Here is a 14767-nt window from a genome sequence, read left to right as displayed (position 1 = left end):
TTAAGCTCAGCCTATTGCGCCCCGGTATCCTGTTGCCGGGGCGTTTCTGTTTCTGTTTCTGTGGGCAGGGGTTTTATGCCCAGAATAACGATCGGTGTCGTGGGCACATCGCGGTGTGACGCGCGCACAGTGGTGGGGGTGTCACTGATATCGCTCACCACATCCATTCCCTTGACGATCCGGCCAAAGACCGCATAGCCGTGCTGGCTACCCCGGGCATCAAGTCTTGGGTTATCGACGCTGTTGATGAAAAACTGTGCGGTGGCACTGTGCGGGTCATTGGTACGGGCCATGGCGAGGGTGCCGGCAAGATTGCTGAGACCGTTATTCGACTCATTTTCGATGGGGGCGCGGGTCTGTTTTTTCTGCATGTCTTCGGTAAAACCGCCGCCCTGGATCATGAAGCCTGGAATCACGCGGTGAAAGATGGAGCCGTTGTAGAAGCCTTCCTCGACATATTGCAGAAAGTTGGCCACGGTTTTTGGGGCCTGGTCTTGAAAGAGTTCGATTTCCAGATTACCGGCGCTGGTTTGCATCTGTACCAGGGGGCCTGCCTGTACCGGCAGCACGCTGAGGCCGGCGATCAGGCTGCAGCACAGGGCTGTATTACGCAAAAACTGTTTCATGGTTGCTGTCTTTCCGTTGCCCGGGACGGCAAGGGCGGGGCTGCGGTCCCGATGTGTCTATGGGGGCGGTGCTTGTGTCACGCCGCTGTCTAAGCAACCGTATTGAAGCCTGTGCTGCAGTGCAACGTCAAGGGCGCTTATTTATAAGGCCGCGGCACAATGGTGGGCATGAATCCGATGGCGCCTGTTTTGCGTATGCACAACCGGACTTACAGTTGGAACAGGTTATGAACGGGCGTGCAGTACGGTGGTTGGACAAAGCGGGTTGGTTACTGGCGCTAATGCTGCTGGGTGCAGCGGCCCAGGCGCAGGCGACAATGACCCAGACAGCGGGGGTGCCGGCGTCGCTGGCATTTGAGGTAAAGCGTAACGGTGCTGTCATAGGCACGCACTGTGTGGCCTTCTCCCGGGAGTCGGAGCGCCTGCGGGTGGATATCATGATGGATTTGCAGCTGCCCATTGCGCTCTGGTTTGACTACCGCTATCGCTACAGCGCCATCGAATGGTGGCAGGCCGACAGGCTTGATGCGCTGCGGGTGCAGATTGAGGATGGTGCCGAACAGTCGCGCATTGATGGCGATACAAGGGCGGGCCGGCTTGAAGTCGATGGCCCCCAGGGGCTGCTGCGTCTGACCCGCAACCTGCTGCCGAGCAATCACTGGAATGTCGCGGTGCTGCATGAGTCACAGCTGCTCAATACCCTCACCGGCGGTACCAGTGCGCTTGATGTGACCCTTGAGGGCCGTGACAGCATCCCGCTGGCGGGCGGCGAGGTCGAGGCTGATCGTTATCTGCTGGGTGGCGACCTGGCCGACACAAGGGTCTGGTATGACACTGAGGGCCTGTGGCGCGGGCTGGAATTTTCAGCACGGGATGGCTCTGTTATCCGTCTGTACCCCCGCGACCTTGCGGCGGTGTCGACCGCCACCACTGAACCTCTCTGGAGCAGGAATGCTGTATGTCAAAAACTGACTGGTCCGTTGTCTGGATAACAGGCGCCTCCACCGGCATAGGCGCTGCCCTGGCGCTGGCGCTGGCTCGCAGGGGCTGCACCGTTGCCATCAGCGCCCGCGGTGTCGCAGCACTCGAGAATCTGGTGCACCAGGCTCAGGGGCTTGCGGGCGAGCTCTGGCCCTATCCGCTGGATGTCACCGACACGGCCGCCTGTGCCGCAACTCTGGCGCAGATCGAAGCCGAGCGCGGCCCTGTTACTTTGGCGGTACTGAATGCCGGCAGCCACCGTGCCCTGGCGCTGGAGGCATTCGAGGTGGCGGCGTTTGAGTCCCTTATGCGGCTGAACTACATGGGGGTGGTGAATATCGCCGTACCCCTGCTTGAGCGCATGCGCAGGCACGGATCGGGTCAGCTGGCGATTACCGCCTCGGTAGCGGGGTATCGGGGCCTGCCGACGGCCAGTGCCTATGGTGCCAGCAAGGCGGCGCTGATCAATTTCGCTGAAGCGCTGCAACTGGACCTCAAGGGCACGGGCATAGCGCTGAGTCTGATAAATCCGGGTTTCGTGCGCACCCCCCTGACCGATCAAAATAGCTTCCCGATGCCATTTCTGCTGGAAGCGGAGGATGCTGCCGGGCGCATTATCCAGGGCCTGGAGAAGCGGCATTTTGAGATCGCCTTTCCCTGGCGCTTTGTGTTCGGCCTCAAGCTGTTGCGCCTGTTGCCATACTCTGTTTACTTTCCACTTGTCCGATGGATTACGCGTCTATGACACCTGCCCAGACCTGCGCCCGATACGTGGCACTGTTCGAACAGCTGAGCCCTGACACTATCGCGCAGCTAGAGCCCTTGCTCAGCGAATCAGTGCGTTTTCAGGATCCCTTTAATGATGTGCGGGGTGTGGCGGGGGTAAGGCAGGTGCTTGAAGACATGTTCAGCCGTGCCACGCAGCCGCGCTTTAGCGTGCAGCACTGGTCGGTGGACGATAACAGCGGCTATATCCTCTGGACCTTCAGTGCCGGTTTGCCGGGCCTGGGCCTCTGGCAGGTGGAAGGGGTCTCGCGCCTGGTGTTCGACACGGATGGGCGTATTGCCAGCCATGTCGATTACTGGGATGCAGGCGCCTTGTATGAACGCCTGCCATTGCTTGGCCGCCTGTTGCGGCTGATTAAAAAACGCATCTCTGCCAGCGGTAGGGGCGCCTGACATTTAAGCCGGGCAGACGTTAACGCAGGTGCGGATCATGGCGATAATGTCTTGCATATAACACCCTCAGGCAGCTTCAACTCCCTCCTGGCGCCGGGCGAGGCGCCTTTGTATGGCCTGATGGCGTCGCTGACTCAGCGGAAAATTCCATAGCAGGGCTATGGCAATGGCCTTGCAGGTGCAGGGTACAAGGGCATAGAGCAGCGCCAGCAGCCACAGCGGCTGGGCGCCGCTTGCAGCCGCGTCGAAACCGCCCGCGCCCAGCAAGACGAAGGCGCAACCCGCCGAGAGTCCCAGCGCCAGCTTGGTTGCCATGTTCCAGCAGGCAAACAGGCTGGCATTGCGTTCGGCACCAAAGCGATAGCGATCCCAGTCCGAGACTTCTGCCTGCATCACATGGGGCAGTGTCAGATCGGCCCCCAGTGCCGTGCCGGTAATCAGGCAAATAGGAATAAACCAGAGCGCGGTGTCGGCAGACAGCAGCGGGGCACACCCAAATGCGAGGATGGCGGCCAGCATGGCCAGACACCAGAGCCGTGCCCGCGAGACCTTTAGGGTCAGATACTGCCACAGCGGCAGCGACAGAATGGCGGCGGCAAAGTACAGCAGTATATAGAGCGCCCGGGCCTGGTTGTTTGCGTCCAGATAGGCGGTGACGAAGAGCGGAAACAGAATGGCGGGAAAGCCATTGGCCAGGCCGTTTATGAACCAGCTCAGCAGCAGGCGCAGCGCCAGCCGATTGTCGCGAAACAGTGATGGCTGTCGTGCACAAAGGCTGTCCGCCCTCGCTTTGTGTGAGGCTTTCAGCGGTACTTTAGGCAAAGCCTGGGTTGGCACCCGGGGCTGGGCCAGGCCACGCAGCGCCTGCAGGGCGACGAACCCGGCCGCTATGGCGAGTATCACCAGGGCATTGAGGGATTGCTGCAGGCCAAGGCCTGCGAGTCCCAGCAGTACGGGCAGGGCGGCTGAGAGTACCAGCCCGCACAGGGCCAGAGCCTCACGATAGGCGGTGGCGCGGTTGCGCTCCCGGCTGTCGGGGTGCAGCCGCGGCAGCCAGGCCAGATAGGGGATCTGTATCAGCGTCCAGCCGGCGTAGAGCAGCACCAGAGAGAACAGCAGACTGGCGGCGGGCTGGTGCACAAAGGGGTTGACCAGGAGCAGCAGCGCAGGGGCGCAGATCAACCCGCCGGTGAGTGTCAGTGAGGTCAGGCGCACCCGGGGGTGGCGGTCCATGAAGATGCCGACCAGCGGGTCTGTGATCACATCGAACAGCCGTGTCAGCAGCAGGATAACCCCGATCTGAACCAGGCTCAGGCCGACCTCTTCGGCGTACCAGGTTGGCAGCAGTACATAGACCGCGACCGTGGGCAGGGCCTGCGGCAGCCCCAGGGCGCTGTAGCGCCAGAGGGTCGCCTGTGTCAGTGGCGGGCGGGCGTTCATGCGGCCGCAGTAGCGTCCTGTTCTGCGCGAATCAGGTAGAGGCCGACATCAATGGCGCCGTGGCGAAAGCCGCCTTCGCAGTAACCCAGATAATAGAGCCACATGCGTTTGAAACGCTCATCGAATCCCTGCGCCTCAATCTGTGGCCACTGCTGCAAAAAGGCGTCGCGCCAGAGCGTCAGCGTCAGGGCGTAGTCCTCACCGAACTGCTCCTGCTGTACCAGCTCGAGCCCGGCGTGGCTGATCTCCTGCTGCAGGCGGGCACGGCTTGGCAGCATGCCGCCGGGGAAAATGTAGCGCTGAATAAAGTCGGCACTGCGTCTGTAGCCATCAAAGCGATCATCCTCAATACTGATGATTTGCAGCAGTGCCAGGCCGCCGGGTTTGAGGCTGCGCTTTATCTGGGTGAAATACTCGGGCCAGTTTTCCTCACCCACGGCTTCGAACATCTCTATGGATGCGATGCGATCGACCCGGGTATCGAGGTCGCGATAATCGGTCAGGGAGAAGCTGCACTGTGACTCCAGCCCTTGTTTGGCGATGCGTTCCCGGGACCAGGCCAGTTGCTCCTGGGACAGGGTAATTCCACTGACCTGGCTGCCATAGTCCCTGGCGGCGGTTTCGGCAAAGCCGCCCCAGCCGCAGCCAATTTCCAGCACCTGCTGGCCGGGCTCAAGCTGGAGCAGATCACAGATGCGCCGGTACTTGTTTTGCTGCGCCTGCTCCAGGCTCTGCTGCGGGTCGGCAAAGAGGGCCGAGGAATAGGTCATGCCGGGGTCGAGCCAGAGCCGATAGAAGTCGTTGCCCAGATCATAGTGGTAGGCGATGTTGCGCCGGCTGCCACGACGGCTGTTACGCCTTGTCAGGTGTGACAGGCGGTGCAGCCCGGCGCTCAGGGCAAAACCCTGGTCAAGTCGGCCAAAGTTGGCCTCGTTGCCCAGTGCCCAGAGTATCAGGGCACTGATGTCCGGGCTGTCCCACTCGCCTGCCATGTAGCCTTGGGCCCAGCCTATCTGGCCACCGCGCAGCAGTCGGCGCAGCGGGCGCAGGCTGTGCAGGCGAACCTCGGCCCGCACCTGGGGGTTGTCCTGGTTGCCAACGCGAATCCACTGACCATCGGGCAGCACCAGATCCAGATGGCCGAACTCCATGCGTGCCAGCCAGCGTGCCAGAATGCGCACGCACAGCCGATTGAACCAGCCGGTCTTGACGGAATCGGCCAGGTGGGGCAGTTCAGTCGCAAGGCGAAACTCAGTGGGTTTCATGGGCGTTTTCTCCCTCATTACGCTTTTTTAAGCTTAAGGCTGTGGTCTGTGCCGCGGCGCTGTCCGGCACCCAGGCCCGCGTCAGGCTATGGGTGGGGGGCGCCGGTTTGGGCTGAATGCGCAGGCCCTTGCACCACAGGCGTAGGGCTTCCCAGTGGATGCCTGCTACAACTTTCAGCGTCATCAGCGGATAGCGCAGGCAGGCCTGCAGCAGGGTGCGGTCGCTCAGGGGACGGCGTGCACCGCTGAAGCTGGCGCGAAACGTCAGTGCATCGGCATGACGTTGTTCGATATGTACACCGATGCGCGTGTCGGGCGGCTGCATCCTGAAGCGGTAGCGACAGTCCTGCGGCATGAACGGCGATACATAGAAGCACTTGTCGACCTCGTGCATAAGCTGGGCGCTGTTGCTGACTGGCAGCAGATAGCTGTGGCGTTCGCCAAAGGTATTGCTGACCTCGTACAGAATGGCCTTGAGCTTGGCCTGGGCGTCGTAGCAGTAATAGACACTCAGCGGGTTGAACACGAAGCCCAGAATGCGGGGGTAGCACAGCAGCAGGATTTTACCGCCGCCCAGATGAATGTCCTGGTGTGCGAGCAGCTGCTGTATCTGCGTTTTCAGGCCCGTGGCTGTGCCGTCGCCGTGATCGCGGTCGTAAAAGGCGTAGAGGTTAAAACGGTTGTGGGAGAACAGGCGCAAACGCAGGTGCAGTACGTCAAGCTGGTCCAGATCCAGCAGCAGCGCCATCACGCCATAGCGAAACCGGTGCACACGCGGCAGCAGGCGGTGATGCAAGACATGGCCGAAATAGAGTGCCGACAGGCTCATGCAGGCATGCCCTGACGGGCTTTTCGGTTCACGTGGATACGGTGATTGGGCGTATCCAGTGTCCAGGGGCGCGGACGCCCGCCCAGCTCTTCCGCCACGGCAAGACCGGCCTGCAGGCCGTCTTCATGGAAGCCGTAACCAAAGTAGGCGCCGCAAAACCAGGTGTTTTGCTGGCCCTGCAGATCCCACAGCTGTTTTTGTGCGTCCAGGGCGGCCAGCGAGAAGGTGGGATGATCGTACAGGAAGCTGCGGTGCACGGTGCCGGGCTCGGGTTCGCGCAGCGGATTCAGCGTCACGTACAGCGGCAAGGTATCCGGCAGATGCTGCAGCCGGTTCATCCAGTAGCTTACGGAGACTTCCCGCTGGCCGCTGTGCTGCTGTGCCGCCAGGTAATTCCAGCTGGCCCAGGCGGCCTTGCTGCGGGGCATCAGGCTGGAGTCTGAATGCAGCACGGCGCGGTTGCGCTGATAGCTGAATGCACCCAGCAGTTTCTGCTCCAGGGTGCTGGGGGCGTGCAGTAGTTGCAGTGCCTGATTGGCATGGCAGGCCAGGACGACATGGTCGAAGGTTTCCCGTTCACCGTGCAGGAATTCCAGTACGATTTTACCTTCACTGCGCACAATACGGCGGATATGGCTGTTGAGGCGCACCTCGCCGCGTCGGCGCAGGCCGGCTTCGATCTTGCTTACATAGCTGCGGCTGCCGCCCTTGACGGTGCGCCACTGGGGGCGGTCGTTGAGCTGAACCAGGCCATGGTTCTGACAAAAGCGCAGGAAGGCCAGTGCCGGGTATTGCAGCATCAGGTCCACCGGCGTTGACCAGATAGCGGCACCCATGGGCAGCAAGTGATCCTGGATAAAGGCAGTGCCATAGCGCTCGCGTTGCAGCAGTTCGCCCAGGGTCAGGCTGGCGGTGTCCGGGTCGTCGCAGTAGTGGGGCGCTTCGCGGTAAAAGCGTGACAGGTCCAGCAGCATGGACCAGAAACGGGGGCGCGCCAGGTTGCGTTTTTGCGCCAGCAACCCAGGCAGACCGGTGCCGCTGTATTCGAGCCGGCCTTCATCCAGCGAGACTCCGAAGGACATTTCGGTTTCGCGGCTTTGAACACCCAGGGTGTCGAAAAAACGCACCAGGTTGGGGTAGTTGACCGGGTTGTAGACGATAAAGCCGGTATCCACGGCAACACTGCTGCTACCCTGGGTCACATCGATTGTATTGGAGTGACCGCCCAGGCGGTCATCCTTTTCGAACAGCGTGACCTGGTGTTGCTGGCTGAGCAGCCAGGCGCTGGACAGCCCCGAAATGCCCGAGCCTATGACTGCGATCCTGAGTGGGCGTATCGCCTGAATGTTCATGGCCTGTTCCTTTGCATCTTTGAGCTCCCTGTACGAAGATGGCCAGACATTCAGATCAGCGGCGGTTGGTTTTATCTGTCCTTTTTTGCACTGATCCATCCACACCGCATCTACGTATAGCAGGACAATGAACAATCAAAAACGTCCGGAGGCGATGTGGCTGCAGTCATCTCTTTATTCAAACAGGCTCCCCCTGTGAAAGAGGAGTGGAGTGCCTGCCTGGCGGCGCTCGGCCAGTCGCGGGACAAGGCCGAGTATGGCCGGCTGTTCGAGCACTTTGCTCCGCGGGTAAAAGCCTACATCATCCGTTTGGGCATGACGCCTGCGAATGCCGAGGAGCTGGCGCAGGAAGCCCTGCTGTCGGTGTGGCGCAAGGCCCACATGTTCGATCCGGCCAAGGCGAATGCCAGTACCTGGATTTTCAGGCTTGCGCGCAACCTGTGCATTGATCGCCTGCGCCGCGAGAAGATTCAGTTTTATGAGCTGGATGTGGACGAGCCCGACCCGGATGAGCAGCATGCCGGCGAGCATGCGGTGCTGGCAACGCGCATGGCCGAATCCATTCGCACCCTGCCGGAGGCCCAGGCCCAGGTGTTGTATCTGTCTTACTACGAGGGGCGCAGCCATTCGGAAATTGCCCAGGCCATAGGGATACCGCTGGGCAGCGTCAAGAGTCGGCTGCGCCTGGGATTCGAGAAACTCAAACAGGTATGGGGGGAGTCATCATGAACATTCGTCACCATCTCGATGATGCGACCCTGCTGGTGTATGCGGCGGGCTCGCTGTCTGAAGGCATGTCGCTGCTGGTTGCCAGTCATATTGATCGCTGTGCTCATTGCCAGGTGCGGGTACGCCAGGCGGAAGCGGTGGGCGGCGCCCTGCTTGAGGAGCTGACACCGGTTGCACTGGCGCCGGATGCGCTGGATCAGGTGCTGGCATTGCTGGAAACCGATGCCGGTGTACCGCAAGCGCGGACGCCGCGGCCCGCTGTGCTGGACGCAGACATACCGGCGCCGCTGGCGCAGTACCTGAAAAAACCGCTGGATGAACTGGACTGGCGTACCCTGGTACCGGGTGTGCGCCAGCTGGATTTGCGCCTCGGCGGCCCCGGTGCCACGCGCCTGCTGCGCATCGCGCCCGGCCTGTCGGTGCCGCACCATAGCCACCGTGGCAATGAACTGACCTTGATACTGCGCGGTTCTTACAGTGACGAACTGGGGCGCTTTCAGGCCGGCGATGTGGCCGATCTGGATGAGCAGATCTCACATCAGCCGATCAGTGACAGTGGCGAGGACTGCATCTGTCTGATCGCCACGGATGCGCCCCTGCGCTTCAGTGGGTTAATGGGCCGGCTGGTACAGCCGTTTATCGGGCTTTAAGAGTTTAAGAGGGATCAGGCATGAGTGACGTGGCAGTCGATACACAAGCGCAGCGCATTCCCATTGGCATTAGCGCCTGCCTGATGGGCGAGAAGGTGCGCTATAACGGCGGCCACAAGCGCTCGCTGTACTGCCTGGATGTGCTGTCTGATTGTTTCAGCTTCAAGCCCTTTTGCCCGGAGCTTGCCGTCGGCCTTGGGGTGCCCCGAGAACCCATTCGCCTGGTGGGCGATGCTGCGCGTCCACAAGCCCTGGGCACGAAGGATCCGTCGCTGGATGTAACAGCGGCGCTGGCCGAGCAAGGCCGCTCGGTCGCCGCGGCATTGCCGGACATGTGCGGTTATATCGTTATCAAGGGGTCGCCCAGCTGTGGCATGGAAAGGGTCAAGGTGTATCACCCCAACGGCATGCCCAATGGTGCCGGGCGCGGTATTTTTATCGATGCGCTGATGCGGGCCAACCCCTTGCTGCCGGTCGAGGAAGAGGGACGCCTGAATGACCCTGTGCTGCGGGAGAATTTCATTGCCCGGGTGTTCGCGCTGCACCGCTGGAAACAGCAGGTGGAAACAGAGCAAAGCTACCATGCGCTGCTGCAATTCCACAGCCAGAGCAAGTACCTGCTGATGGCGCACAGCTATGAAGGCTACCGCATTCTGGGGCGTTACCTGGCGCAAGCCCATAGCGAGCCCATCGAGGTCGCCATGAAGACCTATATCAACGGCTTTATGGAGCACATGAGTCACTGCGCCACACGCAACAGTCAGGTTAATGTGCTGATGCACGTGTTTGGCTACCTGAAAAAGGCCATAGACGCTGAGTGCAAGCAGGAGATCCTCGACAGCGTGGCCGAGTATCACCGTGGCGAGGTGCATCTGGTGGTGCCACTCACGCTGCTGCGCCATTATCTCAAGCGCTACGGCTCTGATTACATCAAGCAGCAATCCTACCTGGATCCCCACCCCTACAAGCTGGGGCTGCGTAACTACATATGAACCTGATCTGGTTTCGCAATGATCTGCGCCTGACGGACAATCAGGCGCTGCATGGGGCGGCGGCTCTGGGTCAGCCCCTGCTGGCGGTGGTGGTATTGACACCGGTGCAGTGGCAGCGCCACGGCGATGCGCCGCGCAAGATCGCTTTCTGGCGCGATGCGCTGCAATCCCTGGCCGATGATCTGGCGGCACGCAATATTGCGCTGCGGGTACTCAAGGTCGATGACTACGGCGACTGCCCCCAGGCCCTGCTCAAGCTGTGCCGCGAGGTACAGGCACAGGGGCTTTATTTCAATTACGAGTATCCGCTCAATGAGCGCCGCCGTGATCGCGAGGTCAAGCGTGTGCTGCGTGGTGCCGGGCTGCGCTGTGAAGGCTGCCATGGCGATCTGCTGCTGGAACCAGGCTCGGTGCAGAGCGCCAAGGCTGAGCCTTTCAAGGTGTTTACGCCCTTTAGCCGTGTCTGGCGCAGGGAGATGCTGCGGCGTGATCTGGCGTGCCTGCCGGCGCCTTTGCGCCAGCTGCCGCTGGATATTGTCAGTGATCCGATTCCGTTGCTGGGCGAACCTTATGACCGGCAACTCTGGCCCACGGGCGAGGAGCAGGCTGCGGCGCGCCTGTACCGGTTCGCTGAGACAGATCTGGGTCTCTATGGCGAGCAGCGTGATTTTCCGGCGCTGGCGGCGACCTCGTCACTGTCGGCCTATCTGAATACCGGTCAGCTGTCGGTGCGCCAGTGTCTGAACGTGGCGCAGCGGCGCCTGGGTGAAAGCTGGCTCGAAAGCCAGTGGGTGACTGAGCTGATCTGGCGCGAGTTTTATCGGCATCTGCTGGTGGCTTTCACCGACCTTAACCGTCTGGCGCCTTTCAGGCCCGAGGTGGAGGCGCGGATTCAGTGGCAGGCGCGGCCCGAACGCTTTGCCGCCTGGTGCCGCGGCGAGACCGGCTTTCCTATCGTCGATGCCGCCATGCGCCAGCTGCTGACCACCGGCTGGATGCATAATCGCCTGCGCATGGTGACAGCCTCCTTTCTCACCAAGTTGCTGGGGGTGGACTGGCGTCTGGGGGCTGAGTTTTTCATGCAGCAGCTGATTGACGGTGACTTTGCCTCTAACCTTGGCGGCTGGCAGTGGAGCGCGTCTGTGGGGGCGGATGCGGCGCCTTATTTTCGTATTTTCAGCCCGCTGCGCCAGGCGCAGCGTTTCGACCCGCAGGACGAGTTCGTCTGCCACTGGCTGCCGGAGCTTTCACCGCTGCCGGCGCGTCAGCGCCAGGATCCGGTGAGCAGCAGTGCCGCGCGGGGCTTAAAACCGATCATCGATTATCCGCAGGCACGCGCAGCCGCGCTTGCCAGTTACAAGGCGGCGGGTTGATCTTACGGGTTGAGGGAATCACCCGCCGTGGTGATATCCGGCGGCAGTGCGAAGTGGGTGATCCAGCGGCGGGAGATCAGCGTGCTCAGGTGCTGATTGATGTCCGGCACGGCGCGCCCTAACTGGTACAGGGTGTCACCACGCAGGATGCCGTTCAGCAGGCATGCCTGTGTATCGCTCAGAGGCTCCGCTCGAGGGCTGTCTAGCTGTCGATACACGCACAGCCATTGCGGATGATGATTCAAGTGCAGCTCGGTGCTGTTGCCGTGCTGATAGCTGTGCCAGATTTCCAGCACCGGCCAGCTGCAGCGTAGCAGCCGCAGTGCCTGGCTGGGTACCAGGCGCAGCCGGTACTGCTCGGACTCAGGTACATACACCAGGGAATCGAAATTCAGCGGCGGGTCATCGCCGGCGCACCAGGCAAGGTGCAGTGTCCATTCCAGTGTGGCGAGCTCCGGCAGAAACTGCAGATGTTGCAGGTTGTCCTGCCGTTGTGTGTACTGCTCCAGGCGCTGTGCAAAGCCGCTGCCGAAGTCCTCGTTGTTGTCACTGTTGGCCAGATGCTGGCCATATTGCTGGCTCAGGACAGCAAAGAGGTGCGGCCCCAGCAGGCGTGCGGTGACCGGGTAAAGTTGCTGCAGAGCCTGAGCACGAGCACGGGCCAGCAAGTCCCGATAGAGCTGCAGGCACTGCTCGGGCGCAAGGCTTGAACTGGTAACGAGCTGGCGCAATTCGGTATTGGGTGTGCCATCCATTTCAGCCCTCAGCGCCGCCTGCAGGTCGGCGAGCCGCATCAGTATTGCCTTCGAGCATGGATGCATTGCTGCATGATCTGCTGGGCGCGACTGACATCAGCCAGAATGACGGGCAACGATGGGATATCGTGCTCCCATTCAATCAGGGTCGGGGTGGCGGTAAAAAGCTGCTGGGCCTGTTCATACAGCGCCCAGACCGGCTCATGCACCGGGCTGTTGTGGCCATCCAGCAGATAGGTATCCCGGTCATCGAAGCCTGCCAGATGAATTTCACGTACCCGGCTGGCCGGCAGCCGCGCCAGGGTTTGCTGCGCATCAATCCCCAGGTTGTACTGGGTCACATAGCAGTTATTAATATCCAGCAGCAGGTAGCAGTCGGCCCGTTGCGCCATTTCGGCCAGAAACTCGCCTTCGCTGATGGTGGAATGGCTAAAGCTCAGGTAGCCGGCGGGATTTTCCAGCAGGATGCGCCGGCCGAGGAATTCCTGCACCTGACGGATGCGCGTGCAGATATGATCCAGTGCTTCCTCGGTGTAGGGCAGGGGCAGAAGTTCATGGCTGAAGCAGTGCCCCAGGGGGCCGAAGGAGACATGGTCGGATATCCAGCTGGCATCCAGGTGATTGGCCATCTGCTTGATGCGGCTGAGGTAGTGCATGTCCAGCGGCGCACAGGAGCCCAGGGCGAGGCCGGCGCCGTGCAGGGTTAGCGGGTAGTTGCAGCGCAGGCGTTCGAGGCTGTGCAGTGCCGCGCCACCCTTGACGAGGTGGTGGTCCAGCAGGATTTCAAGCCAGCGAATATCCTCGCCTGCGTTGATGATGTCATCAAGATGGCAGCTTTTCAGGCCTACTCCCGTGCCGGCAAGACTCCAGTGGATAGTCTCACGCATAGTGGTGTTGTCCCTGCGCTGTGGTGCCCGTCCCTGAGGAAGTAGCGGCTCCTGCTGACTGCTTTAGCGGGCTGCATTCGAACGCCGATCCTGAGCCGCGCGGCCCGCAAACCCGGTCTGTAACGGCCGTTATTCGTCCGGGGGACGGGTGAACGCCTGATTTATCTCAGGTTCAGCTGTTGGAAACTGCTGTTTGAATTAAGTTCCGTGCAAGGCTTTCGAATGTGTCGGCGGGCCACGCAGGACGCGCAGGCCTGGGCGCCGGGGTATACTCGATAGATGTGCCGCCGGCCGCGCTTGTATCCAGGCTTGGGGCCGCGGCGCTATCGGGGGAAGAAAGGAGCGGGGAACAGCGAACCATGGAATCTTTGGAGGCGTGCGTAATGACAATGCAATGGGACCGACTCTTGACCGCGCAGCGTTATGGTCATGAGCAGGTAAGCCCAGAGGAGATCGGGCGCAGTCACTTTCACAAGGACAATGACCGCATTGTTTTCTGCAGTGCCTTTCGTCGTCTGGGCCGCAAGACACAGGTGCATCCGCTGGCGCTGAACGACCATATTCATACTCGCCTGACGCACTCCATTGAAGTCGGCAGCGTGGGGCGCACTCTGGGAATTCGTGTTGGCGAGCTGATCGCGGATCAACTGCCGGCCTGGATCAGTCCCCATGATCTGGGCACCATAGTGCAGTCTGCCTGTCTGGCCCACGATATCGGTAATCCCCCCTTCGGGCACGCTGGCGAATATGCCATCCGGGACTGGTTCCGCAGTCAGACCAGCCGTGATCTGACCCAGTCGCTGGCCCCGGCCGAACGCGCCGATCTGGAAACCTTCGAGGGCAATGCCCAGGGCTTTCGAGTGGTTACGCGGATCGAGAATCACCTGCTGGATGGTGGCCTGCGCTTGACCTACCCGACCCTGGGGACACTGCTGAAATATCCCTGGACGGTGGAACGTGCCACGGCCAAGGGCAAGTTCAGCAGCTTTCAGAGCGAGCGGGTGATCCTCGACAAACTGGGGCAGTCGCTGGGGCTTATACCTCTGGGGGAACACTGGTGGAGTCGCCACCCGCTGACCTGGCTGATGGAGGCGGCGGATGATATCTGCTACGCCATTCTCGATCTGGAGGATGCTATCGAGCTGAACATTCTCAGTTTTGACGAGGTCAAGCCGATTCTGCTGCAACTGTGCGGGGAGCTTGAATACGACGATAGCCTGTTTGCGACCCAGGCATCGGCGCGGCGCAAGATCTCGGCGCTGCGCGGTACGGCGATGGAAAACATGATCGACTCGGCGTTGAGCGCCTTTAGTCGCAACTATGCCGCCATCATGGCCGGAGACTACCGCGGCGAGTTGCTGGCCGATGGCGATGCCGGCGTGCGCGAGGGTCTGCAGCGCGCCAAGCAGCTGGCGAAAACCCGGGTCTTTCCCGACACCCGCAAGACGGAACTTGAGGTGGGTGCCTACGGCAGCCTGGGTGTGCTGCTCGAAGCCTTCTGCCGGGCGGTGCATGATCAGCACTTAAAGGGTGCCAGTGGACTGGGCTATCGTAGCGAGAAGATCATCAGCCTGATGGGGATTCATGCGCCCTTGCCGCAGTTGCCGCTCTACGATGCCTACCGCCGTGCGCTCGATTTCATCGGCGGGATGACGGACAATTACGCCACTTATCTCGCCCGTCAGGTGGGCGGCCTGAATCCATAAAGG

The 14767-nt window shown here is 61.2% G+C and carries 15 protein-coding genes; 8 read left to right on the top strand and 7 right to left on the bottom strand.

Annotation, left to right across the window (positions count from 1 at the left end; all coding sequences use genetic code 11):
• Positions 1-11: 11 nt before the first annotated feature.
• Positions 12-626 carry a peptidylprolyl isomerase gene (locus tag A8C75_RS15370; protein WP_067384293.1) on the bottom strand — a complete coding sequence of 205 codons (615 nt, stop codon included), beginning with the start codon at positions 624-626 and terminating at the stop codon, positions 12-14.
• A 251-nt stretch (positions 627-877) separates the two neighbouring features.
• Here A8C75_RS15370 and A8C75_RS15365 point away from each other — a divergent pair, with 251 nt between their 5' ends.
• The 3 genes from A8C75_RS15365 to A8C75_RS15355 are packed head-to-tail and all read left to right on the top strand — an operon-like array spanning position 878 to position 2786.
• Positions 878-1618, top strand: coding sequence for a DUF6134 family protein (locus A8C75_RS15365; RefSeq protein WP_227819941.1), 741 nt, complete (start codon positions 878-880; stop codon positions 1616-1618).
• On the top strand, positions 1585-2352 hold the full coding sequence (locus A8C75_RS15360; RefSeq protein WP_067384287.1) for an SDR family NAD(P)-dependent oxidoreductase: 768 nt from the start codon (positions 1585-1587) through the stop codon (positions 2350-2352). Before A8C75_RS15365 ends, A8C75_RS15360 begins: the two co-directional genes overlap by 34 nt.
• Positions 2349-2786 (top strand): nuclear transport factor 2 family protein, encoded by a 438-nt coding sequence (locus A8C75_RS15355; protein ID WP_157890303.1) that lies wholly within the window; start codon positions 2349-2351, stop codon positions 2784-2786. Before A8C75_RS15360 ends, A8C75_RS15355 begins: the two co-directional genes overlap by 4 nt.
• A gap of 66 nt (positions 2787-2852) precedes the next feature.
• Here the strand turns inward: A8C75_RS15355 and A8C75_RS15350 are convergent, their stop codons facing one another.
• From A8C75_RS15350 to A8C75_RS15335, 4 genes are read right to left on the bottom strand one after another with little or no spacing between them, the layout of a single operon-like run.
• Positions 2853-4226: an MFS transporter gene (locus A8C75_RS15350; RefSeq protein ID WP_067384270.1), complete on the bottom strand. Its 1374-nt coding sequence runs from the start codon at positions 4224-4226 to the stop codon at positions 2853-2855.
• Complete coding sequence (locus A8C75_RS15345; protein WP_067384267.1) at positions 4223-5491, bottom strand: SAM-dependent methyltransferase; 1269 nt, start codon at positions 5489-5491, stop codon at positions 4223-4225. The genes A8C75_RS15350 and A8C75_RS15345 overlap by 4 nt, the downstream gene beginning before the upstream one ends.
• Positions 5478-6320, bottom strand: coding sequence for a DUF1365 domain-containing protein (locus A8C75_RS15340; RefSeq protein WP_067384264.1), 843 nt, complete (start codon positions 6318-6320; stop codon positions 5478-5480). The genes A8C75_RS15345 and A8C75_RS15340 overlap by 14 nt, the downstream gene beginning before the upstream one ends.
• Positions 6317-7672, bottom strand: a complete 1356-nt coding sequence (locus A8C75_RS15335; protein ID WP_067384261.1) for an NAD(P)/FAD-dependent oxidoreductase — start codon at positions 7670-7672, stop codon at positions 6317-6319. Before A8C75_RS15335 ends, A8C75_RS15340 begins: the two co-directional genes overlap by 4 nt.
• 195 nt (positions 7673-7867) lie before the next feature.
• Here A8C75_RS15335 and A8C75_RS15330 point away from each other — a divergent pair, with 195 nt between their 5' ends.
• The 4 genes from A8C75_RS15330 to A8C75_RS15315 are packed head-to-tail and all read left to right on the top strand — an operon-like array spanning position 7868 to position 11416.
• Positions 7868-8401 carry a sigma-70 family RNA polymerase sigma factor gene (locus tag A8C75_RS15330; protein ID WP_084784101.1) on the top strand — a complete coding sequence of 178 codons (534 nt, stop codon included), beginning with the start codon at positions 7868-7870 and terminating at the stop codon, positions 8399-8401.
• Positions 8398-9051, top strand: coding sequence for a ChrR family anti-sigma-E factor (locus tag A8C75_RS15325; RefSeq protein WP_067384258.1), 654 nt, complete (start codon positions 8398-8400; stop codon positions 9049-9051). Before A8C75_RS15330 ends, A8C75_RS15325 begins: the two co-directional genes overlap by 4 nt.
• 20 nt (positions 9052-9071) lie before the next feature.
• On the top strand, positions 9072-10043 hold the full coding sequence (locus A8C75_RS15320) for a YbgA family protein (RefSeq protein ID WP_067384255.1): 972 nt from the start codon (positions 9072-9074) through the stop codon (positions 10041-10043).
• Positions 10040-11416, top strand: coding sequence for a cryptochrome/photolyase family protein (locus A8C75_RS15315; RefSeq protein WP_067384252.1), 1377 nt, complete (start codon positions 10040-10042; stop codon positions 11414-11416). The genes A8C75_RS15320 and A8C75_RS15315 overlap by 4 nt, the downstream gene beginning before the upstream one ends.
• A 2-nt stretch (positions 11417-11418) precedes the next feature.
• Here the strand turns inward: A8C75_RS15315 and A8C75_RS15310 are convergent, their stop codons facing one another.
• Positions 11419-12210, bottom strand: coding sequence for an HvfC/BufC family peptide modification chaperone (locus A8C75_RS15310; protein ID WP_067384248.1), 792 nt, complete (start codon positions 12208-12210; stop codon positions 11419-11421).
• Positions 12210-13058 carry an MNIO family bufferin maturase gene (gene bufB, locus A8C75_RS15305; protein ID WP_067384245.1) on the bottom strand — a complete coding sequence of 283 codons (849 nt, stop codon included), beginning with the start codon at positions 13056-13058 and terminating at the stop codon, positions 12210-12212. The genes A8C75_RS15310 and bufB overlap by 1 nt, the downstream gene beginning before the upstream one ends.
• A gap of 383 nt (positions 13059-13441) precedes the next feature.
• Between bufB and A8C75_RS15300 the strand changes: the two genes are divergently transcribed.
• Positions 13442-14764, top strand: coding sequence for a deoxyguanosinetriphosphate triphosphohydrolase (locus A8C75_RS15300; RefSeq protein WP_067384242.1), 1323 nt, complete (start codon positions 13442-13444; stop codon positions 14762-14764).
• Positions 14765-14767: the final 3 nt, after the last annotated feature.

Source organism: Marinobacterium aestuarii (assembly GCF_001651805.1).
GTDB classification, from domain to species: domain Bacteria; phylum Pseudomonadota; class Gammaproteobacteria; order Pseudomonadales; family Balneatricaceae; genus Marinobacterium_A; species Marinobacterium_A aestuarii.
Note: the sequence above shows the minus strand (reverse complement) of the source record. Positions and strands in the feature narration are given on the sequence as shown.

Coding starts and splice junctions, on each gene's coding strand:
- A8C75_RS15370 (WP_067384293.1), bottom strand. CDS start 626: ATGAAACAGTTTTTGCGTAATACAGCCCTGTGCTGCAGCCTGATCGCC.
- A8C75_RS15360 (WP_067384287.1), top strand. CDS start 1,585: ATGTCAAAAACTGACTGGTCCGTTGTCTGGATAACAGGCGCCTCCACC.
- A8C75_RS15355 (WP_157890303.1), top strand. CDS start 2,349: ATGACACCTGCCCAGACCTGCGCCCGATACGTGGCACTGTTCGAACAG.
- A8C75_RS15350 (WP_067384270.1), bottom strand. CDS start 4,226: ATGAACGCCCGCCCGCCACTGACACAGGCGACCCTCTGGCGCTACAGC.
- A8C75_RS15345 (WP_067384267.1), bottom strand. CDS start 5,491: ATGAAACCCACTGAGTTTCGCCTTGCGACTGAACTGCCCCACCTGGCC.
- A8C75_RS15340 (WP_067384264.1), bottom strand. CDS start 6,320: ATGAGCCTGTCGGCACTCTATTTCGGCCATGTCTTGCATCACCGCCTG.
- A8C75_RS15335 (WP_067384261.1), bottom strand. CDS start 7,672: ATGAACATTCAGGCGATACGCCCACTCAGGATCGCAGTCATAGGCTCG.
- A8C75_RS15325 (WP_067384258.1), top strand. CDS start 8,398: ATGAACATTCGTCACCATCTCGATGATGCGACCCTGCTGGTGTATGCG.
- A8C75_RS15320 (WP_067384255.1), top strand. CDS start 9,072: ATGAGTGACGTGGCAGTCGATACACAAGCGCAGCGCATTCCCATTGGC.
- A8C75_RS15315 (WP_067384252.1), top strand. CDS start 10,040: ATGAACCTGATCTGGTTTCGCAATGATCTGCGCCTGACGGACAATCAG.
- A8C75_RS15310 (WP_067384248.1), bottom strand. CDS start 12,210: ATGCGGCTCGCCGACCTGCAGGCGGCGCTGAGGGCTGAAATGGATGGC.
- bufB (WP_067384245.1), bottom strand. CDS start 13,058: ATGCGTGAGACTATCCACTGGAGTCTTGCCGGCACGGGAGTAGGCCTG.
- A8C75_RS15300 (WP_067384242.1), top strand. CDS start 13,442: ATGACAATGCAATGGGACCGACTCTTGACCGCGCAGCGTTATGGTCAT.